Annotated in this window: 18 protein-coding genes, 1 tRNA gene and 4 pseudogenes; 13 read left to right on the forward strand and 10 right to left on the reverse strand. The window is 62.2% G+C overall.

Annotated features, from left to right (window positions below):
* Positions 1–17: 17 nt before the first annotated feature.
* The 6 genes and pseudogenes from ACZ1HK_RS03675 to ACZ1HK_RS03700 all read left to right on the forward strand — a co-directional run bounded on the left by ACZ1HK_RS03675 (position 18) and on the right by ACZ1HK_RS03700 (position 6,320).
* Positions 18–953: a DUF2927 domain-containing protein gene (locus ACZ1HK_RS03675; protein WP_472627509.1), complete on the forward strand. Its 936-nt coding sequence runs from the start codon at positions 18–20 to the stop codon at positions 951–953.
* A complete protein-coding gene (locus ACZ1HK_RS03680) occupies positions 950–1,714 on the forward strand; it encodes a DUF4241 domain-containing protein (protein ID WP_472627510.1) in 765 nt (254 codons plus the stop codon). Before ACZ1HK_RS03675 ends, ACZ1HK_RS03680 begins: the two co-directional genes overlap by 4 nt.
* Positions 1,599–2,234 (forward strand): hypothetical protein, encoded by a 636-nt coding sequence (locus ACZ1HK_RS03685; protein ID WP_472627511.1) that lies wholly within the window; start codon positions 1,599–1,601, stop codon positions 2,232–2,234. The genes ACZ1HK_RS03680 and ACZ1HK_RS03685 overlap by 116 nt, the downstream gene beginning before the upstream one ends.
* 118 nt (positions 2,235–2,352) lie before the next feature.
* Positions 2,353–3,470 (forward strand): annotated as a pseudogene (locus ACZ1HK_RS03690) (SPFH domain-containing protein).
* Positions 3,471–3,608: 138 nt separating this feature from the next.
* On the forward strand, positions 3,609–5,351 hold the full coding sequence (locus ACZ1HK_RS03695) for a putative bifunctional diguanylate cyclase/phosphodiesterase (protein ID WP_472627512.1): 1,743 nt from the start codon (positions 3,609–3,611) through the stop codon (positions 5,349–5,351).
* A gap of 177 nt (positions 5,352–5,528) precedes the next feature.
* Entirely contained in the window at positions 5,529–6,320 is a 792-nt protein-coding gene (locus ACZ1HK_RS03700) for a dimethylarginine dimethylaminohydrolase family protein (protein WP_472627513.1), read from the forward strand.
* Here the strand turns inward: ACZ1HK_RS03700 and ACZ1HK_RS03705 are convergent.
* The gene (locus ACZ1HK_RS03705; RefSeq protein ID WP_472627514.1) at positions 6,317–6,868 is read right to left on the reverse strand and encodes a cytochrome b; all 552 of its coding nucleotides are present in this window, start codon (positions 6,866–6,868) and stop codon (positions 6,317–6,319) included. The two genes, ACZ1HK_RS03700 and ACZ1HK_RS03705, sit on opposite strands and share 4 nt — an antisense overlap.
* Positions 6,869–7,029: 161 nt before the next feature.
* On the opposite strand from ACZ1HK_RS03705, the gene ACZ1HK_RS03710 reads away from it, so the two are divergent.
* The gene (locus tag ACZ1HK_RS03710; RefSeq protein WP_472627515.1) at positions 7,030–7,329 is read left to right on the forward strand and encodes a hypothetical protein; all 300 of its coding nucleotides are present in this window, start codon (positions 7,030–7,032) and stop codon (positions 7,327–7,329) included.
* On the opposite strand, the gene ACZ1HK_RS03715 is transcribed toward ACZ1HK_RS03710, so the two are convergent.
* The 4 genes and pseudogenes from ACZ1HK_RS03715 to ACZ1HK_RS03730 form a co-directional block, all read right to left on the reverse strand.
* Complete coding sequence (locus tag ACZ1HK_RS03715; RefSeq protein ID WP_472627516.1) at positions 7,326–9,464, reverse strand: malate synthase G; 2,139 nt, start codon at positions 9,462–9,464, stop codon at positions 7,326–7,328. The two genes, ACZ1HK_RS03710 and ACZ1HK_RS03715, sit on opposite strands and share 4 nt — an antisense overlap.
* A gap of 86 nt (positions 9,465–9,550) precedes the next feature.
* A pseudogene (locus ACZ1HK_RS03720) lies at positions 9,551–9,714 on the reverse strand (DUF2256 domain-containing protein).
* 104 nt (positions 9,715–9,818) lie between these two features.
* Complete coding sequence (locus tag ACZ1HK_RS03725; protein WP_472627517.1) at positions 9,819–11,753, reverse strand: ComEC/Rec2 family competence protein; 1,935 nt, start codon at positions 11,751–11,753, stop codon at positions 9,819–9,821.
* Entirely contained in the window at positions 11,666–11,956 is a 291-nt protein-coding gene (locus ACZ1HK_RS03730; protein WP_472627518.1) for a hypothetical protein, read from the reverse strand. The genes ACZ1HK_RS03725 and ACZ1HK_RS03730 overlap by 88 nt, the downstream gene beginning before the upstream one ends.
* A 108-nt stretch (positions 11,957–12,064) precedes the next feature.
* Between ACZ1HK_RS03730 and gltX the strand changes: the two are divergent.
* Positions 12,065–13,473 (forward strand): annotated as a pseudogene (gene gltX / locus ACZ1HK_RS03735) (glutamate--tRNA ligase).
* Between the two features lie 59 nt (positions 13,474–13,532).
* The gene (gene gltA / locus ACZ1HK_RS03740; RefSeq protein ID WP_472627519.1) at positions 13,533–14,831 is read left to right on the forward strand and encodes a citrate synthase; all 1,299 of its coding nucleotides are present in this window, start codon (positions 13,533–13,535) and stop codon (positions 14,829–14,831) included.
* 134 nt (positions 14,832–14,965) lie between these two features.
* Here the strand turns inward: gltA and ACZ1HK_RS03745 are convergent, their stop codons facing one another.
* Positions 14,966–15,376, reverse strand: coding sequence for a SufE family protein (locus ACZ1HK_RS03745; RefSeq protein WP_472627520.1), 411 nt, complete (start codon positions 15,374–15,376; stop codon positions 14,966–14,968).
* Positions 15,377–15,519: 143 nt separating this feature from the next.
* On the opposite strand from ACZ1HK_RS03745, the gene ACZ1HK_RS03750 reads away from it, so the two are divergent.
* Entirely contained in the window at positions 15,520–15,969 is a 450-nt protein-coding gene (locus ACZ1HK_RS03750) for a hypothetical protein (protein ID WP_472627521.1), read from the forward strand.
* Positions 15,970–16,008: 39 nt separating this feature from the next.
* Here the strand turns inward: ACZ1HK_RS03750 and rnd are convergent, their stop codons facing one another.
* From rnd to purM, 3 genes and pseudogenes are all read right to left on the reverse strand, one after another.
* Complete coding sequence (rnd, locus tag ACZ1HK_RS03755) at positions 16,009–17,169, reverse strand: ribonuclease D (protein WP_472627522.1); 1,161 nt, start codon at positions 17,167–17,169, stop codon at positions 16,009–16,011.
* 155 nt (positions 17,170–17,324) lie between these two features.
* A complete protein-coding gene (gene purN / locus ACZ1HK_RS03760) occupies positions 17,325–17,921 on the reverse strand; it encodes a phosphoribosylglycinamide formyltransferase (protein WP_472627523.1) in 597 nt (198 codons plus the stop codon).
* A pseudogene (gene purM, locus ACZ1HK_RS03765) lies at positions 17,918–18,966 on the reverse strand (phosphoribosylformylglycinamidine cyclo-ligase). Before purM ends, purN begins: the two are co-directional and overlap by 4 nt.
* 158 nt (positions 18,967–19,124) lie before the next feature.
* Between purM and ACZ1HK_RS03770 the strand changes: the two are divergent.
* From ACZ1HK_RS03770 to ACZ1HK_RS03780, 3 genes are all read left to right on the forward strand, one after another.
* Positions 19,125–20,099 (forward strand): hypothetical protein, encoded by a 975-nt coding sequence (locus ACZ1HK_RS03770; RefSeq protein WP_472627524.1) that lies wholly within the window; start codon positions 19,125–19,127, stop codon positions 20,097–20,099.
* An 82-nt stretch (positions 20,100–20,181) separates the two neighbouring features.
* A tRNA-Ile gene (locus ACZ1HK_RS03775) sits at positions 20,182–20,258 on the forward strand.
* Positions 20,259–20,397: 139 nt separating this feature from the next.
* On the forward strand, positions 20,398–20,559 hold the full coding sequence (locus tag ACZ1HK_RS03780) for a hypothetical protein (RefSeq protein WP_472627525.1): 162 nt from the start codon (positions 20,398–20,400) through the stop codon (positions 20,557–20,559).
* A gap of 27 nt (positions 20,560–20,586) precedes the next feature.
* Here the strand turns inward: ACZ1HK_RS03780 and ACZ1HK_RS03785 are convergent, their stop codons facing one another.
* Complete coding sequence (locus tag ACZ1HK_RS03785; protein ID WP_472627526.1) at positions 20,587–21,060, reverse strand: hypothetical protein; 474 nt, start codon at positions 21,058–21,060, stop codon at positions 20,587–20,589.
* Positions 21,061–21,170: the final 110 nt, after the last annotated feature.

Consider the following 21,170-nt stretch of genomic DNA (forward strand, 5'->3'; position numbering starts at 1 on the left):
GCGTCGGAGGGGTCTTGGTGCGAAACCCCTTCCGCTTTGTGGTCCCAACCGTGACGCTGGCCTTGGCCGCCTGCGTCACGGCGGCCCCGGAAAGCTCCCCTCGCCCGGAAGTCCGGGTGGAAGCCCCGCCAGAGGTGGTGGAGCCGTCTGCCGAAAGCATTGCCTTCGCCCGCTACTACGAAAACACGCAGGCCCGCCTGATCGGGAACGGCCTGCTGCGCACCGATGGCGGCGGGCCGGATACGCCTTTCTCGGCCCGTCAATTGGCGCAGAACTTCGAACGGATTGCGCTCTACGACGAATATACCCTCGAAAACGGACGATTTGTTGAGCGTCAGACCCAGGCGCGCCTGCGCCGATGGGCAGGCCCTGTGCGCTTGCAGGCGCATTTCGGACCCACGGTGGATGAGGCGCAACAAGCCGAAGATCGCTCTGTTCTCGGCACCTACGCCACGCGCCTGGCGCGCGCGACCGGCCATTCAGTGCGCAGCGTGTCGTCCGGTGGCAACTTCCATGTCCTCTATATGAACACCGACAGTCTTTCGAATTCCGGCCCGCTCCTGCGCCAGCTTGTGCCGGGCATCTCCGACGCCACCGTGCGCGAGATCGAGACGTTGGGCCGTTTCACCTTCTGCTCGGTCTACGCCTTTAGTGCGGCGGGCAGCTCGGACTATATCGCCGCGATTGCCGTGATCCGGGATGAACATCCCGACCTGCTGCGCCGGTCCTGTGTGCACGAAGAAGTCGCCCAAGGCCTAGGCCTGCCCAATGACAGCCCGGCCGCGCGCCCCACCATCTTCAACGATGATGAGGAATTCGCGCTGCTCACCCGGCATGATGAGCTGCTGCTGCAAATGCTCTACGACCCGCGCCTGACCCCCGGCCTCACGCCCGAAGAGGCGCGCCCAACGGTTGAGTTGATCGCGAATGAGCTTCTCGGCGGGCCATCGTGATCCTTCTACGGCCTCTCCTCCAGCCTGCGACTGTCCTTGCCGCTTTCCTGTGCGCAGGCACGGCACAGGCGCAGGACGCCACGAACTGGCTACGCCAAGGCATCGGCATGCCCACCGATCTGCATGTCTCGGATATGTGGCGTCCGCGCGGCGGCGAGCTTTACGCAACCGATCCGCTGACATTGTGGCAGACCGAAGGGGCAACGCTGTCCGTGCCCGACGCGCCCGCCCGCCTGATTGGCCTGTTGGAACGGGATCAGGGCCGCGCGGCGCTCATGGCGCTGATCTGGTCCAATGCCGAGGTCGTCTGCGGCGAAGATCTCAGCACAATCGGCGTCGATACCGGCCTCGCGGGCTTCGTGACACCCGCCAATGTCCGCGCGCTCGATGCCTATGCGGCAAGCGCGGGCGACCTCTACACCGGCACGTATGCCGACCAACTCGAAGCGGCCATTCCGACCATCCCGTTCATCGCGCGCCTGCCCTCTGGCGCGACCTTCCCTGTCTCGGGCTCGGGCTGGGGCGATGGCGGCTACCCGGTGGCCAGCCTCTACGACGCTGACGGCAATATGGTCGCCCTCTACACCCAATTCATCGGCGGATCCGAGGAATGGCTTCTGCCGCCCCTTGCGGGTCAGAAAGCTCTTGAAAACCAAGGCTTTCGTTGCCGCTCTGGCAACCGCCGCTTTCAGTGGCATAGGCCCTGTACTGGCCGAGGATGCAGGCGCGCATCTCGGTCTTACGGGTCCAAACGCCCATAGCCTTGGCACCTGGTCCCTTGATCACCCAATCGTCGCCCCCGCTGATTTCTTTGTTCTTCCGGACGTCGAAACCGCAGGCCTGCCCGTCCCGCATCAAACCCCGTTTGTCGCCACCCGCCAATCGCCACAGACCGGGGCAACAGACGTCCTCGCACTGATCTTCTCAGACGCGCCCGTCACTTGTGCGGAAGAGGTCGGGACCTTCCTGCTCGACACCAGTTTCGCGGCCTTCCTGACCGCATCCGATGCCCTGGCCCTTGCCACTTACGGCGCGCATCTTGCTGAAACAGGCGAAGACCCGGCCAACATCACCGGCGATCCCGTCGGCCCCGCAGCCGCCACCCTGTTTGAGCTGTCTGATGAGGTCCGGTTTCCCATCGCCTGGGTGGGGTTTGAGGGCGATTTCCCCCTCTACGCGTTCTACGGCGCCGCAGGCGAGATCACGGCACTCGCCGGTCTTTTCGGCCTCGATATCCGCAACGGGCCTGATCTTCCGCCCTGCACCGCGCCGATAAGCTGAGCCGTGGGTGAAAAAACCTCCGGTTTTCCCCCGGTCACAAACCTATGGCGACACGGGCTTCGTCCCTATATGATTCCCTGAAACAAACCCAATTTTCAGCAGGGGGACCGCGACAGCCATGCCCATTATGGATTTTCTCAAAGGCCAGTTCATCGACGTCATCGAATGGACCGATGACAGCCGCGACACCATGGTCTACCGCTTTGAGCGCTACGGACATGAGATCAAGTACGGCGCCAAGCTGACCGTGCGCGAAGGCCAGGTTGCCGTCTTCATCCATGAAGGCCAGCTGGCCGATGTGTTCACCCCGGGCCTCTACATGCTCGAAACGAACAACATGCCGATCATGACGTCCCTCCAGCATTGGGACCATGGCTTCCAGCTCCCCGTTCAAATCCGAGATCTACTTCGTCAACACCAACCGCTTCACCGATCTGAAGTGGGGCACGAAGAACCCGATCATGATCCGCGACAGCGATTTCGGGCCCACCCGCGTGCGCGCCTTCGGCACCTACACGGTGAAGGTCGCCGACGCCGGCCTCTTCATGACCGAAATCGTGGGCACCGACGGTGAATTCACCACCGACGAAGTCACCCACCAGATCCGCAACATCATCGTCCAGCAGTTCAGCCAGGCGATGGCGGGCTCCGGCATTCCGGTGCTCGATATGGCCGCGAACACGGGCCAGATGGGCGATCTGGTCGCTCAGAAGATCTCTGAGACCATCGCCTCCTACGGCCTGACTCTGCCTGAGCTTTATATCGAGAACATCTCCCTGCCGCCCGCGGTGGAAGAGGCGCTCGACAAGCGGACGTCGATGGGCGTTGTCGGTGATCTCAACAAATACACCCAGTTCCAGACGGCCGAAGCGATGGCCGCCGCCGCCTCCACCCCCGGTGGGGGAATGGGCGAAGGCCTTGGCATGGGTATGGGCATGGCGATGGCCAACCAGATGGCCAACAACATGAACGCAGGCCAGCAGCAGCCCCATCAGGCCGCCCACGCAGCCCCCGCCCCCGCCGGTCGAACATGTCTGGCACGTGGCAGAAAACGGCGCGACCAAAGGCCCGTTCTCCAAGGCTGATCTGGGCCGCATGGTCTCGGACGGGTCGCTGACCCGCGAAACCATGGTCTGGACCGCAGGCCAGGATGGCTGGAAGACCGCAGGCGACGTGACCGAGCTTGCGCAGCTCTTCACGGTCATGCCGCCGCCTCCGCCACCCCCACCGGCCTAAGCCGAACCCTTCAAGCCCTGCCCTTACCCGGCGGGGCTTTTTCTTCATTCCGCAAAAATCGAATTGAAAATCTTAATTCTATGAAGATGCACTGGCCATAAGGTCCTCCCGATGAATCCAACCCGCCGGAGAGGGTCCGTGAAGCACGTAGACCGCGACATGCTCGCCGAAAGCGAAGACCTGTTGAAAGTCATCGGCAAACTGCAATTGGCAGTTGCGGCCTCTCAAATGGGCGTGTGGGAATATGATGAGGCGACCAATAGCGTCCATTGGGACGATCGGATGCTGGAAATCTACGGGATCACCGATGGCATGAACAAACGCCCCGATGATTTCTGGGAACGCCATATCCACCCCGACGATATCGACGACATGATCGCCTATTCCGAGGAATGCCGCCGCGAAAACAAGGATTTCAAGCGCGACTACCGCATCATCCGTGAAGATGGCAAAGTGCGCTACATCCGCAGCCTGGCTCGCAACATTTCCGCCCCGGGTGAGCCAAGCAAACTGGTCGGCGTCAACATCGACGTGACCGAGGATTACCGCCGCGCCGACGAACTCAAGCGCGCGCAAACCAAGCTGCAACACGATGCCCGCCACGACGCGCTGACCGGTCTCGGCAATCGCCGCGCCCTGGATGAGGTCACGATGGAGGCGTTCAGCCTCATGGGCCAGCGCGACAAGTTCTGCCTCGTCCTGATCGACCTCGATCATTTCAAGGAGGTCAACGATTCACTCGGCCATCTGGCCGGCGACTTCATCCTGACATCCGTGGGCGAAATCCTGCGCTCAACGGTCGAGAAATTCGATATACCCGGCACCGCCTTCCGGGTGGGTGGCGATGAATTTGCGATCTTCTTCCCCACCGCCCCCAGCGACGAAGACATGATCACGCTGTGCGAGGCGCTCGTCTACCTCGTCGGCTCTCCGATGACGTTCCAGGGCGAGGATTGCTATATCGGGGCCAGCATTGGCTACGCTTTTGGCGTCGGCCCGCCCAAGAACCCATCAACGATATTCTCCGAGGCGGACGCCGCCCTTTATGAGGCCAAGCGCAATGGGCGCAGCGGTTATCGCGCCTATCGCCGGGAATTCGACCTCAAGCCTGCCGCCGCGACAAACACACGCCGCGATCTGCTCAACGCCTTGGCCAACGACGAATTCATCTGCCACTACCAGCCGCAATTCGATGCCGAAACGCTGTCGATTGTGGGGGCGGAGGCATTGGTGCGCTGGAACTGCCCGCAACGCGGCCTGCTGCCCCCGGCACGCTTCCTGCAAGCCGCCGCCGAGATGAACCTGATCGAGGATATCGATGACCATGTCTTCCGACATGTCGCCAAGCAGCAAACCCGCTGGCATGAAGAGGGCTTGGATTATCCAACCATCGCGCTGAACACCTCCGCCAACCGCTTGCGCGCACCCGAATTTGTGCCCGCCGTGGATCAGGTCCTGCGCCCCCATCACAAGATCGCCGTCGAACTGTTGGAAACGGCCTTCCTGGATGAGATCGACAAAGAAACGCAGGACAATCTCGACAAGATCCGCGAACGCGGCATTCGCATTGACCTTGATGATTTCGGCTCGGGCCATTCCTCGGTTGCGGCCCTGCAGGCAATCAAGCCCCATCAGGCCAAGATCGACCGCAGCCTCGTCGCCCCGCTAGAGCAAAACCCACGCCAGATGATGACCCTGCGTGCGCTCTGCCGGATCGCGCGCCTGGCGCAGGCGAAAACGGTCATTGAGGGGATGGAAAACGGCATGTTGCTGGCCGCCACCCGCTACCTCGATTGCGATGTGTTGCAAGGCTACGCGTTGCAACGCCCCATGCCCGCCGCCGACTTCGCGGCCCTGCTCAGGCGCGGCGCAGTGGACTGACCCCATGCCTCGCGGCATGTGCATTGTTTGGCTATAGCGCTTTGCGTTTTATCTGAGGCACTCTTATCGCGTTCCGCGTGCGCGCCATATGCGCAAGGCAGCGTGTTCCAGTTCAAATCAAACCCGAAGTGCTCTAGCGTCACGTGGACCGCGTGTTCCACGAAAAGGCCGCCTGTGATGTCGCAATCCTACACCTTTACCCATGCCATCTGCCGGGCGCCCTCGAACTCCATCGTCGACGGGTTGCGCGCTGTGGATACCGGCACACCGGATCTTGATCTGTTTCGCCAGCACCACGCCGCCTATGTCGCCGCCCTTCGCGCAACGGGGGCAGAGGTCACAGTGCTCGACCCGCTTGAGACCTTCCCCGATTCCGTCTTCGTCGAAGACGCCGCCCTTTGCCTGCCCAAAGGGGCTATCGCGATGCGCCCCGGTGCGCCCTCCCGTCTGGGAGAGGCCGCTGAAATGGCCCCCCATATCCGAGCCGCCTACGGCGAAATTGCCCAGATAACCGGGCCGGGCTTCATCGAAGGCGGCGATATCCTCGTCACCGAACGCGAAATCCTCGTCGGCAAATCCGCCCGCACCGATGCCGCCGGCGTGGCCGAACTCCGCACCATCGTGTCCGACTGGGGCTATGTTGTGAGAGAGCTTCAGACGCCACCCGACGTCTTGCATTTCAAGACCGATTGCAGCCTTCTGGATGAAGAGACGATGCTGACCACCCGCCGTCTGGCCGCCTCAGACTGCTTCAGCGGCTACAACCTGATCTACACCGCCGATGGGGAGGAGGCCTGCGCAAACGCCATCCGCTTCAACGACAGCGTCATTATGCCCGCAGGCTTCCCGCGCACGGCTGAGGCGCTCGACAAGGCCGGGTACACCATCGTTCAGATCGGAAATTCTGAGGCCGCGAAGCTTGATGGCGGTATGTCCTGCCTGTCGCTCCGCTTCACACCGCCGGGCTAAAGCATCCGCTTCAGCAGCCCGTCCTTCTTCACGGCGGTGTGCCACAGGACAAGCCCGATGTGGCCTACCATCGCTGCCAACAAGACCCAACCGGCCACGATATGCGCCCATTTGAACACGTCGCGCAGCGTGTCGTTGCGCGGCAGCGGGCGCGGCATCTCCCAGACGCCAAACAGGTTCACGCCGTAATGGCCGTACATCACGTAGAGCCAGCCGGTGATCGGCATGATCAGCATCGCCGCGTAAAAGACCTGCTCAACGCGGTGGATGAACTTCTGCTCGCCTGTGCTCAGCGTTGGCGCCCAGGGCGGCAACTCTCCCACCCGGCGGTTCAGGATGCGCAGCACCGCGACAGCCAAGGCCACCAGCCCCAGGGATTTGTGCCAATTGTAGTAGGTGTTCGTGCCGATGCCCGCGAACTCCGCATTGAAGCCGATGGCGACCATGATGTTGCCGCCGATATACTGCGCCGCAAACAGGATCACGATCAGCCAATGGAACAGCTTGGTCAGGCTGCCATAGCCTGAGGTGGAATTGGTAAGGGGCATGTCCTGTCTCTCCTGGCGCGCGTTGCCCCATGCTGGTCTGAGATTGCGAAGGTTTCCAGAAAAAACGTGCCAAACGGCGTGGATGCGGCCTTCACATCTTCATCATTCCTTCATCTCGCAGCGGCAGAACCATCGCCGAAACGTCAGATCAAGGCCCCGCCATGCAACAGTTGAACATCGCGCAATTTGCGCGCGCCGAACGGGACGTCGCACACAGCATCTCCGCCGACCGCGCGTTCGACCTTCTCTACCATTTGTGCAACGCGCTCCATAACCAGCGCTTTGTGGCCACATCGCGGATTCTCGAAGATGCGCTCGACAGCTACCTGGCGGAGGCCAAAACCCTGCCCGCCCCCCAAGTGATTAAGGGCAGCACATGCCCGCCCGAGGCGGGCGAACGATTGCGCCGCGCAATCGCGAACATGCGCGCCATCGAAGACGGGTTTGGCCCGGGCGGCTAGGCCGCCTTCCACTCCAACCGGCGCGCATGCAGGACCGGCTCCGTATAGCCGGACGGCTGCGCACGCCCCTTCAAAACCAGGTCCAGCGCGGCCGCATAGGCGATCCCGTTGAAACCCGGCGCCATCGGGCGATAGGCCGGGTCCGCCGCGTTCTGGTGATCCACCACCTCGGCCATGCGGCGGAACACCTCGCCAACATCCGCCTCGGTCACGACACCGTGGTGCAGCCAATTGGCGATATGTTGAGCCGAGATCCGACAGGTCGCGCGATCCTCCATCAGGCCAACGCCGCTCAGATCCGGCACCTTGGAACAGCCCACACCCTGATCCACCCAGCGCACCACGTAGCCCAAAATACCTTGTGCGTTGTTCTCCACCTCGCGGATCACCTGATCGCGCGTCCAGCGCCGATACGAGGCCAGCGGAATATCCAGAAGCGCAGTCACATAGGCGCGCCGCCCGCCCTGCTCCAGCTTTTCCTGCACCGCGGCCACGTTGACCTTGTGGTAATGCAGCGCGTGCAGCGTTGCCGCTGTGGGTGACGGCACCCAAGCGCAATTCGCACCCGCGCGCGGATGCTCGATCTTGACCTCGACCATCTCGGCCATGGCATCGGGTTTCGCCCACATGCCCTTGCCGATCTGCGCGTGCCCCCGCAGCCCACATTCCAGGCCAATATCGACATTCTGGTTCTCGTAAGCGCCGATCCACGACTTGCGTTTGATGAAATCCTTGCGGGAAAACGGACCCGCCTCCATCGAGGTGTGAATTTCATCACCCGTCCGGTCGAGGAAACCGGTGTTGATGAACGCAACCCGATGCTTCGCTGCCCGGATACATTCCTTCAGGTTCACCGACGTGCGCCGTTCCTCGTCCATAATGCCGAGCTTCACCGTGTACCGCTCCAGCCCCAAAGCCGCCTCGACCCGGGTGAAGATTTCATCGCTGAAGGCGACTTCTTCCGGCCCGTGCATCTTGGGCTTGACCACGTAGACCGACCCGGCGACCGAATTGCCCCCCGGACGCCCCAGATCATGCTTGGCAATCAGCGCCGTGATCATGGCATCCATCAGCCCCTCATAAGCCTCCGCACCATCGCGCAGCAGGATCGCGGGGTTCGTCATCAAATGCCCCACATTGCGCACCAACATCAGCGCGCGGCCCGCAATGGTGACTTTTGAGCCGTCGGGCGCCTTGAAGCTCTTGTCGTCCGCCAATTTGCGCGTCATCTGCGCGCCGTTCTTCTCGAACGTTTCCTCCAGATCGCCCTTCATCAGGCCAAGCCAGTTGGAATAGGCCAGCACCTTGTCCTCGGCGTCCACACAGGCCACGGAATCCTCGCAATCCATGATGGCCGACACCGCCGATTCCATCCGCACATCCGCCAGCCCCGCCTGATCCCGCGCACCGATGGCATGGGCCCGGTCAAAGACCAGCTCCACATGCAGGCCGTTGTTGACCAAAAGCACCGAATCCGGCGCTTTGGCGCGGCCCGTATAGCCCGCGAATTGCGCGGGGTTGGCCAGCGGCTTGTCATCCACCAAGAGCGCGCCCTGATCCACGTAGTAACGCCGCACATCCGCGTGCGAGGCGCCCTCAATCGGAAAGGTATCATCAAGGAAAACCCGCGCCCGGGCCACGACGCGCGCGCCGCGCCCCCGGTCATACCCGCCCGGCGCGGGCACGCTGCCCATCGCATCCGTGCCGTAAAACGCATCGTAAAGGCTGCCCCAACGTGCATTCGCGGCGTTCAGGGCAAAGCGCGCATTGGTGATCGGCACCACAAGCTGCGGGCCAGCGACCGTCGCAATCTCCGGGTCGATCTTGCTGGTCTCGATCCGGAAATCCTCGCTCTCGGGGATCAGATAACCGATCTCTTCCAGAAAGGCCTTGTAGGCATCAGGGTCGTGCGGCTGCTCGCGGCGCGCAATGTGCCATTCGTCGATCTGGCGCTGCAAATCCTCGCGCTTTGCCAGGAGGGCCGCGTTTTGCGGGGCCAGATCATGCAGAAGGTCGGAAAAGGCCTGCCAGAAACCTGCCACGTCCACGCCTGTCCCAGGGAGCGCGTGCGCCTCCAGAAAGTCCGAGAGCTCCGCTGCAACCTGCAAACCGTTCCGTTCGACCCGTTCCACCATGCCGCATTCTCCTGCTGGTATGCCGTTGTATCCCGGATCGATTAGGCAAAAAGGGGTCCGTAGGCAACAAGATTGGTCAGAATGTTTTACCGATCATCCTGTGATTGTGCCGGGCGTTGCGCGCGGCATTTGTCCGAGCAATACCGCACCTCGTCCCAGACCTTTGCCCACTTCTTGCGCCAGGCAAAGGGCCGCCCGCAGGTGGCGCAGTCTTTTGCGGCAGGTCGGATTTCTTGCGCATCTTGGCCATGGCGCACCAGATAGGCAGGCACGGCGCCGTGTCGAGAGGGCGGGATTTGCATTTTCATGGAACAAAGAGGGGCGGGTCAGCACGCTGAACGCCCATGAAAGCCCTCACGGCGCGGGCGACCAAAGGCGATTGCCCTGCCGCGCGCGCGCCGTGTCGATCTGAAGCCCCTCCTCAGTTGCGCCGAGCGCCACGGCCCCCGTCCGCGACAGGACCGACGGGCTCAGCAACAGGCAGTCCGCAGCGACCTGCGCATTAGCTGCCCCTGCTGGCACGCCCGGCGCGCTCAGCCGCGCGCGTGTTTGCGCTTCTGCTTCCAGCAGGCGCGCAGGCGGGTCCTCGGGCCAGGCATTGACGACCACCACCGCGTGCCGGGCGCAGGCCTCAACCGCTTCGCGCGCCGCCGCCCGGCCAGCGCCGTGCCAAAGGCTCAGCGTGCCAAGCGACGCGACCTGCCCTGCCCCGTCCTCAGCCCACCCGGCGCGCGATGCGGCGCCCTCCTGATCCGCCGGATCGCCGTCATTTTCCAGCCAGATGCCCGCGACAAACCCGTCGCCGCGCGCCCGGCTCAGCGCGCGCGGTCCATGGCCCACCCTTTGCCCCACCAGCCCGCCACTTTCCGAGATCAGGACAGAGGGCCGCTCCGCCCCCGTCCAGATCAGCATTGCCACGACGATCGGGGCCACCATGGCCCACCGCCCCCTGCCTTTCCAAAGGCACAGGCCGATGCCGCCAATGGCAATCAGGGCCAGCACCGGTTGCGGCGGGCTCGGCACCATCTCCACCGCGCCGGGCAGATCCGCCACTCGCGCCGCGACGCCCAGGATCCATTGCAGCGCCCTATCCATGATCGAGAAGGCCAGCCAGGAAAGGCCAAACGGCGCAAGCAAAAGTGCGAGCACCGCAAAGGGGATCACAACGGAGCCCATGACGGGCACCGTCAGCAGGTTGGCGATCAGTCCATAGACCGCCAGCCTGTTGAAATGCGCTGCCGCAAACGGTGCCGTCGCGGCCCCCGCCACAGCGGACGAGACGACCAGCGCCCAAACGCCCTTGGCCCATCCCGGCCAGTTGCGCAGGAAAGCGGCGCCCTGCAGCCCGTTGAAGACCGCGACGAGCGCCGTTGTGGCGGCGAACGACATCTGGAAGCCCGGCGACATCAGCGTCTCGGGCCGTCTGAGCAGCACGATGATCGCCGCGATGGCGACCGAGCGCAGGGTGATCGCGCGCCGGTCCAGCAAGACAGCGGTGAACATCACGGCGACCTGAATGAACGCGCGTTCCGTGGCGACATTGCCGCCCGACAGAGCCAGGTAGAACGCGCCCGAGACCAGCGCGCCCACAGCGGCCCATTTGCGGATCGGATAGCGCAGGGCGAGCGCGGGGATCAGGGCGAGGCCCAGGCGCAGCGCAGCGTAGACGAAGCCCGTCAACAGCCCCATGTGCAGGCCTGAGATGGCCAGCAAATGCGCGATATTGCTGTCGCGCATGTCCTGGATCGGTCCCTGCTCCAACCCCGAACGATCGCCGGTCAAAACCGCCGCCGCAAACGCGCCCGGCTGGCCCGGGATCGCCGCCTGCACCGCCGCCGACATCCGCATGCGCAGCGAAAACAGCCGCTGATCGCCCGGCGCGGGTGCCTCCAGCAGAAGCGCGGGCACCCGGGTATAGCCAACGCCGCCTAGTGACTGGAACCAGGCATGGCGCTGGAAATCGAAGCCGCCGGGCTCCGCCGCACCGCCGGGCGGGCTCAGATGGCCCGTCATCATCACGACCGCGCCCGGAACCGGATCCAGATAGCCCTGATCGCCATGGAGCGAGACCCGCACGCGGCGCGGCACCGCGCGCACATCGTCCAGCCGCACCCGGTCCAGCGTCAGCCGCACCGCGTCGCTGGCCGACCGGTCTATGCCCACAATCCGCCCCTCGACCGGGCCGTAATAGCGGAATTCCATCACCGGACCCGCCACCTGATGCGCGCGCCAGCCAGCCACGCCGACCCCAAGGGCCACCAGCGCCAGCCCGATACCGACAGGGCCCAAAACCTCGCGCCGCCACAGCCCCAAAACCGCGCCAATCCCCCCGCAAAGGCCGCCAGCGCGTAGCCCAAAGCCCCCGGCTCCACCGGCAGCGCAAAGTAGATCCCCACGCCCAGGCCCAGGCACACCGCCGCCCACGGCATCAGCGCCCCGCGCTGGCCTTGCTGGACCGCGTTCACCGCGCCGAATATCGTCCCGGCCTTCACCCTTGTCGCCCCTCCGCAACAGGTTTAGCTACCCCGCAAGGCTGCCACGATGTGGTTTAAGAATGGTTAACGCACGGGCTCACACGTAACCCGCTGGAAAGGTTCCGCATGTCCAACGAGGCTCAAATCGTCACCCGCATCGCGCCCTCGCCGACGGGGATGATGCATATCGGCACCGCGCGCACGGGGCTGTTCAACTGGCTCTTCGCGCGCCGGCATGGCGGCAAGTTCCTGCTCAGGATCGAGGATACCGACCGCACCCGCTCCACCCCGAAGCGACGCAAGCGATCCTCGATGGCATGGCCTGGCTTGGCCTCGACCATGACGGCGACGCCATCAGCCAGTTCGAACGCGCCCCCCGTCACCGCGAAGTGGCCGAAGCCATGCTCGCAAACGGCACCGCGTATAAGTGCTTCTCGACACAGGAAGAAATCGCCGCCTTCCGCGACGCCGCGCGCGAAAAAGGCGAAAGCACGCTGTTTCTCAGCCCCTGGCGCGACCGCACCGACCACCCCGACGCACCTTACGTGATCCGCCTCAAGGCGCCGCGCGAAGGGGCCACCGTGATCGCCGATCAGGTCCAAGGCGACGTCACGATCCAGAACGCCACGCTCGACGATATGATCCTGCTCCGCTCGGACGGTACGCCAACCTACATGCATGCCGTTGTGGTCGACGACCACGATATGGGCGTCACACACGTGATCCGGGGCGACGACCACCTCAACAACGCCGCCCGCCAAATCCAGGTCTACCGGGCAAACAACTGGCCCGAGCCCGTCTGGGCGCATATCCCCCTGATCCACGGCGAAGACGGCAAGAAGCTGTCCAAACGCCACGGCGCGACCGGCGTGATGGAATATGCCGAAATGGGCATTCCGGCGAGCGCCATGCGCAACTACCTGACCCGGCTGGGTTGGAGCCACGGCGATGATGAGCTTTTCACCGATGCTCAGGCCCGCGATTGGTTCGACCTCAAAGGCATCGGCAAATCACCCGCCCGCCTCGATATGAAGAAACTGGCCAATGTCACCGGCTGGCACATCGCCAACACCGAGGACGCGGATCTTGTCACTGAGATCAACGCCTTCCTTGCCCTCACAAACCAGCCCGGCCTTTCGCAGGCGCAGCAAGATGGGCTGAAAGCCGCGATGTATTGCCTCAAGGACCGCGCGAAAAACCTGCCAGATATTCTCGATAAGGCCCGGTTTGTATTGGAAAACCGCCCGCTCGCGTTGGATGAAAAGGCCGTGAACAGCCTCGATCCGGTATCCCGTGGTATACTGAATGAATTGACTGCGCAGTTGCAGAATGCTAGCTGGACCCGTGACACGCTGGAGGGTGTACTCAACACCGCTGCGGACTCCCATGGGTTGAAATTCGGCAAGCTTGCCGGACCGCTGCGCGCGGCTCTCTCTGGGCGAACCGTCTCTCCCTCTGTGTTCGATATGATGCTTGTCTTGGGGCGCGAAGAAACCCTCGCCCGACTGACAGACGCCGCCTCCCTCGACACGTGATCGAGGGCGGGCACCCACGCCAGCCCTGTGCTGGCCGCCAGTTGCACGAAGGGACGCTCATGGCCGAGAACCAGACCAGAACCGCCACCTTGACGATTGACGGCACATCTTACGATCTGCCGATGCATTCCCCTACCGCAGGCCCCGATGTCGTGGACATCGGCAAACTCTATGGCCAGGCCGGTGTGTTCACCCACGATCCGGGCTTCACATCCACCTCGGCGTGTGAATCCTCCATCACCTTCATCGACGGTGGCAAGGGCGAGCTTCTGCATCGCGGCTACCCCATCGACCAGCTGGCTGAGCAATCGAATTATATCGAGGTCTGCTTCCTGCTGCTCTACGGCTACCTGCCGTCCAAGGCCGAATACGAGGAATTCGAATACACCATCACGCGCCACACGATGCTGCACGAACAGATGGCGAATTTCTTCCGGGGCTTCCGCCGTGATGCGCACCCGATGGCCGTAATGGTCGGTGTCGTGGGCGCGATGAGCGCGTTCTACCACGACTCGACGGACATCAACGATCCCCGCCAACGCGAGATCGCCTCGCACCGCCTGATCGCCAAGATGCCCACCATCGCGGCCTGGGCCTACAAATACACCATCGGGCAGCCCTTCGTGTATCCGCGCAACGACATGTCCTATGCCGCCAATTTCCTGCGCATGTGCTTTGCCGTCCCGGCCGAGGAATATGTCGTCGATCCGGTGCTCGAGACAGCGATGGACCGCATCTTCACGCTGCATGCGGACCACGAACAAAACGCCTCCACCTCGACCGTGCGCCTCGCCTCCTCGTCCGGTGCCAACCCATTCGCCTGCATCGCCGCCGGCATCGCCTGCCTCTGGGGCCCCGCCCATGGTGGCGCGAACCAGGCTTGCCTTGAGATGCTGGAAGAAATCGGGACCGTAGATCGCATCCCCGAGTTCATCGCCCGTGCGAAAGACAAGAACGACGATTACCGCCTGATGGGCTTTGGCCACCGCGTCTACAAGAACTTCGATCCCCGCGCGACGGTGATGAAGAAATCTGCGGACGATGTGCTGAACCTGCTGGGGATCGAGAATAACCCCAAGCTGCAGGTCGCCAAAGCGCTCGAAAAAGCCGCGCTGGACGATCCGTATTTCGCGGACAAGAAGCTGTTCCCGAATGTCGATTTCTATTCCGGCATCATTCTTGAGGCGATGGGCTTCCCCACCTCGATGTTCACGCCGATTTTCGCGCTCTCGCGGACCGTCGGCTGGATTTCGCAGTGGAAAGAGCAGTTGGCAGATCCAGCACTCAAGATCGGCCGCCCACGTCAGCTCTACATGGGCGAGACGATGCGCGACTACGTCCCAATCGACAAACGCTGACCCCCATCCACCAGAACGCAAAATGCGCCCATCTGGGCGCATTTTTTGTGTCAGCTGAAAAAAGTGACCATCTGGACGCTTTTTTGCGGAAAAACCCGTTCATCTGGTCACAACTGTGACCATCTGGTCAGAGTTCAGGCCGCGTCAGAGGCCAGCAGACGGATGCGTTCGACCATCGCGCGGACGCCATTTGACCGCTGCGATGACAGATGCTCGTCCAGGCCCAACCGACCCAGCTCAGCCGCCGCATCCACTTGTAAAACCTCGCCTTTTTGCAACCCACCATAGAGCGCGTGGAGAACTGCAATCAGCCCGCGCACGATGATCGCATCGCTATCCCCTTGAAAATCAAAGGTTTCACCGTCAATCCTGGGCAAAATCCAGACCTGGCTCGCACATCCATCGACCTTTGTCGCAGGCACTTTCACCGCGTCATCCAGCGGTTCCATCGCCTTGCCAAGCTCAATCACATGGCGGTAGCGCTCTTCCCAATCGTCAAGGAATTCAAAGGTTTCCGCGATTTCTTCAAAGGCTTCGCTGGCCATGCCAATGCTCCTGCGCGCTGTGTCACCCGTGACCTAGGGGCTGCACCCGGCAAGGTAAAGGCCCGCGACCGGGTGGCTTTGCTTTTCAAGCCGCACCTGATCCGCTAGGCAGGGGTGAAACCGACTGCCCAAAGGGTCACTTGATGCTTTTTCGCGCCATACTACTGATTACGCTGACTTTTTCCGTCGCGGCCTGTGGTGACAGCCGCTTGAACCCGTTCAACTGGTTTGGAAATGATCGCGAACAACGTGTGAGCGTTGACCCGAATGCGGTCGCCGGCACTCCGGCAGATCCACGCAGCTTAGTCGCTGAAATCACACAACTTTCTGTTGAACAAACGACCTCCGGCGCGATCCTGCGCGCCACCGCTGTGACCCCTGCACAGGGCTATTTCGACGCCGAACTGGTGCTGGCCGAAATCAACAATGGATCCATCGTGTTCGAATTTCGCGCGGCGCCGCCGGTCGGGCAACCCACGCCCGGCCTGCAGACCATCGTCGCAGGCGTCACGTTGACGAATGGAGAGCTTGCCGGCGTGCGCACTATTACGGTGATCGCTGCGCAAAACCGCCGCTCGGTGTCGCGCCGCTAACTTGAACAACGACGCGCAACAGACTGATTTAAATAGAGATTAGACCGCTACGATCTTGACCTTTTGGCCCTTTGCCGACAGCGCAATTTCGCTGTTCAGCAACCGCTCCGCATCGGCCCCAAACACCTCGTGCCGCCATCCCGAGGACCAGACGCCCTCCGTATGACCCGAGGCGATATCATCCAAATCACTGGACGATGCGATCAATTTGGGGGCAACACCGGCCTCTTCCGCCTTGGCTTTCAGAAGAACGCGCAAAAGGTCGGCCAGCGCCGGGTTCAGGTTGGACCGATCCTTGCCTTGCACCGGTTTCGGCACGTCGGAATTCGGCACTGCAAGGCCACGTGCAACGGCATCAATCAAGCCCTCAGCAATCGCACCTTTGCGCGCATCGCGCAGCAGAAGTCGCGATTTTCCTAGGTCTTTCAGAGACTTGGGTTTCGTCCCCGCAATCTCCATCAGAGCGTCGTCTTTCAGAACGCGGTTGCGCGGGATGTTGCGCTCTTGCGCGTAAGTCTCCCGGAACGCGGCCAATTCGCGCGCGATGGCAACCATGCGACCGGAGTTGGAACGCAGCTTCAATCGACGCCACGCCTCTTCTGGTTTCACCACATAATTCGCGGCATCGGTGAGCTGTGCGAGCTCCTCTTCCAGCCAATGGGTGCGCCCGGTTTTCGCCAGTTCGGCAGACAGGTATTCGTAGATCTGCCGCAGATGCGTGACATCCGCGATGGCGTAGGTCTTCTGCGCATCGCTCAGCGGACGGCGCGACCAATCGGTAAAGCGGCTCGATTTATCAAGCGACGCCTTCGCAATCTTGCGCACCAGCGTTTCGTACCCGACCTGGTCGCCAAAGCCGCAGACCATCGCCGCAACCTGGGTGTCAAACAGAGGGGTCGGGACCACATTGCCTTCAACGTGAAAGATCTCAAGATCTTGCCGCGCGGCGTGGAAAACTTTGACAACATTGGTGTTTTTGAACAGCTCATAGAGCGGGTCCAGCGACATTCCGTCGGCCAGCGGGTCGATCAGAACCGCATCGCTTTCATCATCGCCCGGCAGCGCGACCTGCACCAGACAGAGCTGTGCGAAATAGGTCCGTTCGCGCAGGAATTCGGTGTCTACGGTGACGTATGGAACCTCGGCCGCGCGGGCGCAGAAGGCTGCGAGTTCATCGGTGGTGGTCAGTGTTGTGGGCACGGGCGTTTTATATGTTTCTTTGCGAAGGGGAGCCGTTGCGCGGTGATAGAGGAGGATCATCCGGAAGGGAAGAGAGCGGGCGTGAACGCGGCCAAGAGTGTGGCGGCACGCCCATGACTTTGGTGTAAAATCCCGGTCGTTGCGTCGCGGGCCGGCTATTTCGGAAGCAAAACCGGTGTTCGGTCGCCCATCACGAACCGCCGCAAGGCCTCACGGTAGAGTTGGTGTTCATACGGGAGAATCCGCTTCGCCAGACGATCTGGCGTGTCACCAGGCAAGATTGGCACGCGGGCCTGACCCAAGATCGGGCCGTCATCAAGCTCTGCCGTGACCTCGTGCACCGTACACCCTGCCTCCGCATCGCCTGCTTCGATCGCGCGCGCATGGGTGTTGAGGCCCTTGTATTTTGGAAGCAGCGAGGGGTGGATGTTGAGCATGCGTCCGGCCCATTTGCCAACGAACTCAGCGGTTAAGATGCGCATGAACCCGGCAAGGCACAAGATGTCAGGAGCGTGGGTATCGAGCGTTTTGTGAAGCGCAGCCTCGAACGCGGCGCGGTCCCCGACAAAGGGACGATGATCCACGCAAACTGCTGGAATTCCAAGCGTTTCAGCGCGCTGCAATCCCTTGGCATCAGGTCGGTTCGACACCACAACGCAAGGCCGCGCCGGGTGATCGCCCGTCATGGATTGGGCTAGCGCCACCATATTGGAGCCGCCCCCTGAAATCAGGATTGCGACCCGTTTGCTCACGCAAGCTGCCCAGAATAGCGCACGCCTTCACCCTCTGAGACGGTACCGATGCGGTGAACGCTCTCGCCCGCATCTGTCAGCTCTGCGGCCAGGGCATCTGCCCGATCTGCAGCCACAACCAACACCATACCGATGCCCGCGTTGAACGTCTTGAGCAGTTCGGCCTGATCCAGCGCACCTTCTTGTGCGAGCCAGCCGAAAACCGGGGGCAAAGGCCAAGCGTCCAGATCTATGTCGACCCCTAATCCATCCGGCAGAATGCGCGGCACATTCTCGGTCAGCCCGCCGCCCGTGATGTGGGCCAAGGCGTGCACCCCACCGCTGCGGATCGCGGTGAGTGCCGGTTTGACATAGAGCCGCGTCGGCGCAAGCAGCGCCGCACCAAGAGAGGCCTGCGCAAAGGGCGCAGGTGCGTCCCAACCCAGGCCCGTCCGCTCCACCACACGACGTACAAGGGAATAGCCATTGGAATGCACGCCGTCGGACCCAAGCCCAAGCAAAACGTCCCCCTCGGTCACCCCTGCGGGCAACGCCGCACCCCGATCCAACGCACCAACCGCAAAGCCCGCCAGATCGAAATCGCCGGGGGCATACATGCCCGGCATCTCAGCCGTTTCGCCGCCGATCAGGGCACAGCCGCTGTCCGCGCAGCCTTTGGCGATGCCTTCCACAATGGTTGCGGCCGCTTCGACCTCAAGCTTGCCGGTGGCGAAATAGTCCAGGAAAAACAAGGGCTCCGCCCCCTGGCAGACCAGATCGTTCACGCACATGGCGACAAGGTCGACACCGATCGTGTCGAAATGTCCGGTATCGATGGCGATCTTGAGCTTGGTGCCGACACCGTCTGTCGCGGCCACCAGGATCGGATCGTCGTATCCCGCGGCTTTGAGATCGAACAACGCGCCGAACCCCCCAAACCTGCCATCACGCCGGAGCGATTTGTGGCCGCCGCTGCAGGCTTGATCCGATCCACCAGCGCATTGCCGGCATCAATGTCTACGCCTGCCTGCGCATAGGTCAGCGCGGATTTGCTGTTGTCGGTCATGGCCAAGGATCCCTACGTAGCAGCCTTTGGGCGTGCGTTAGCAGGACCTCGGCAAGAGGTCCATGCGCCACCCTGCCGGTTTCGCAAACCGCATCGTATTTTGGACAAAAAACGTGCATAGCATGGGGCAAGCAGAAAAAGACGTCCCGAGGCACCAGATGGCGACCAAACGCAAGACCGAGCTGTTCTTCATCGTCGATGGCCAGCGGCTGGAGGCTCAGGCCTGCCTTTTGGCACCCAGTCTGAAAGGGAATCTCGCGCCTCATCAGACAGGCGTTGCCTATGTGCGTGAGGATTACCGGGATCAGCTGTGCCAATTGACCAAGGAGATACTGGAGGCGTCCAGCATCGAATTGCGATCGATCCCGAACACCGATGGCGGTCATTCGCCATGGCGCGCGCCCTACCCCCATGGCAACAAGATCCTGGCAGCCGCCGCTCCGCGTGAATGCGATATCTCGGTGTTCATCGATACAGACACCGTGCTGGCAGCCCCAGTGGATTTTGAGGCCGAATTGGGTGATGCGCTGATTGCAGCCTGTGTTTCGGATTATGCAGCCTCCGCCGGCAGTGACGAGGATTGGGCCGCCTACTACGCGGCCTTCGGGATGGAGCCCACGACCGACCGTGTCCAGTACAATGCCGGGCGTAGGATCACCTCATTTCCCTACTACAATGCGGGCGTGATCCTGTTTCGGGAACGCGAAGATGACGGGACGCCAACCAATGTCGGCTCTGACTGGTTGGACGCTGCCTTGCACTTTGAACGCGAGGTGAAGCGGGACTATTCGCGGCCCAATATCGACCAGTTCACGCTGCCCATCCTCGGCTATCTGCGTGATGACCCCGTCAAGAGCCTGCCGAAGCACATGAACTTCAACATTCAAAGCTTTGGACAAGGCGAAGGGGAGCGGCAGAGCATTGTACACTATCATCGCCTGGGCATTTTGTGGGCGCACCAACACCACGGGCGGCAGGCGCTCGACCGGCTGGTCGCCATGCGCGGTCCGGGCGCGCCTGAAGAATTCCTGGAAGTGTTCGGCGCAATTGCGAAACGAAAGCGCATGAAACATCACCTTTGGGCGATGCGAGAAGACGCACAGAAAGCTGCGGCTGCGGCGAGTGCAGATTGAACTGATCCGAACGGGTGCGCGGCCGGTCACACAGCCGCTTCCAACCCGAGAAATGCTCTGCTACCAGTTCGACCATATCAGGGGGCCTGTAGCTCAATTGGTTAGAGCAGAGCGCTCATAACGCTTTGGTTGCGGGTTCAAGTCCTGCCGGGCCTACCAAACCTCCCCTCTTTCGGTGCATGACAAAAAAACTGACGCTCGATCGCTTGGAGAAAATTGTAGACGGCGCTTGGACTTTCACCGAAAATTAAGCTCGTTGAACGACCCTCACGTCACCAAGAGGGTGCCGATGGATCGATTGAAGCTTTTCTTATTCATGCTCAACCATGCCTCCGCACGGGCGGTTGATCGTGCGGGCGCGGATTGGATTGGCGGCGAAACCCGCCGCGCGCGGGCCGACGCGCACGAGAGATTGGCCGCTGAGGCCACGCGCGCCTTACTGCAAACGCGCCGAACCTAGGGCTGTCCGGCGCGTCCGCTTTCGTTCTCAGCGGTAGCGAATGCGCAGCGTCGTCAGGCAATAGCTGTTGCGGTACGAGCCTACCCAGATGTTGTACGTGCCATCATCCATCGCTGGAAGCGGGATCGCTGGGTCAAGGCCGCGTCCTATGGTGGAATTGTCATCATCGAATGCGATCTGGCCTGTTGGAAGCTCGATCAACAGGGTCGGATCACAATCGCTTTCCGCAACCACTTCCAACCCGCGAGCCGCCGCATTGGTCAGACGCAGGGTCAGGGTCGGCGCCACGTTCACGTAGCCCACCATATAGAACGCTTCACAGTCCCAAGCGTCGATTTGCGTGCCAGCGATCACTTCGGTGCGGATGCCACGGTTCAACGACGATCCATCCACGTCCACGACACTGCCGGTGGACCCGAGGGCGGGGCATTGCTGCGCCGAAGCGGCGACCGTTCCGGCCAGCGTGACCAATGAGGCAAGAGCAAGGGTCTTGATGTGCATTCCAAATTTCCTTTTGCGAAGCGTGTGAGCAGGTAACAGATTGAATAGTCGAGAGTTTTGAGCAGATGCGTCAAGGGCATCCGTGCGATTGCCATTGGGACCGCAAGGGT

It is taken from the genome of Gymnodinialimonas sp. JB5-7 (assembly GCF_055693405.1).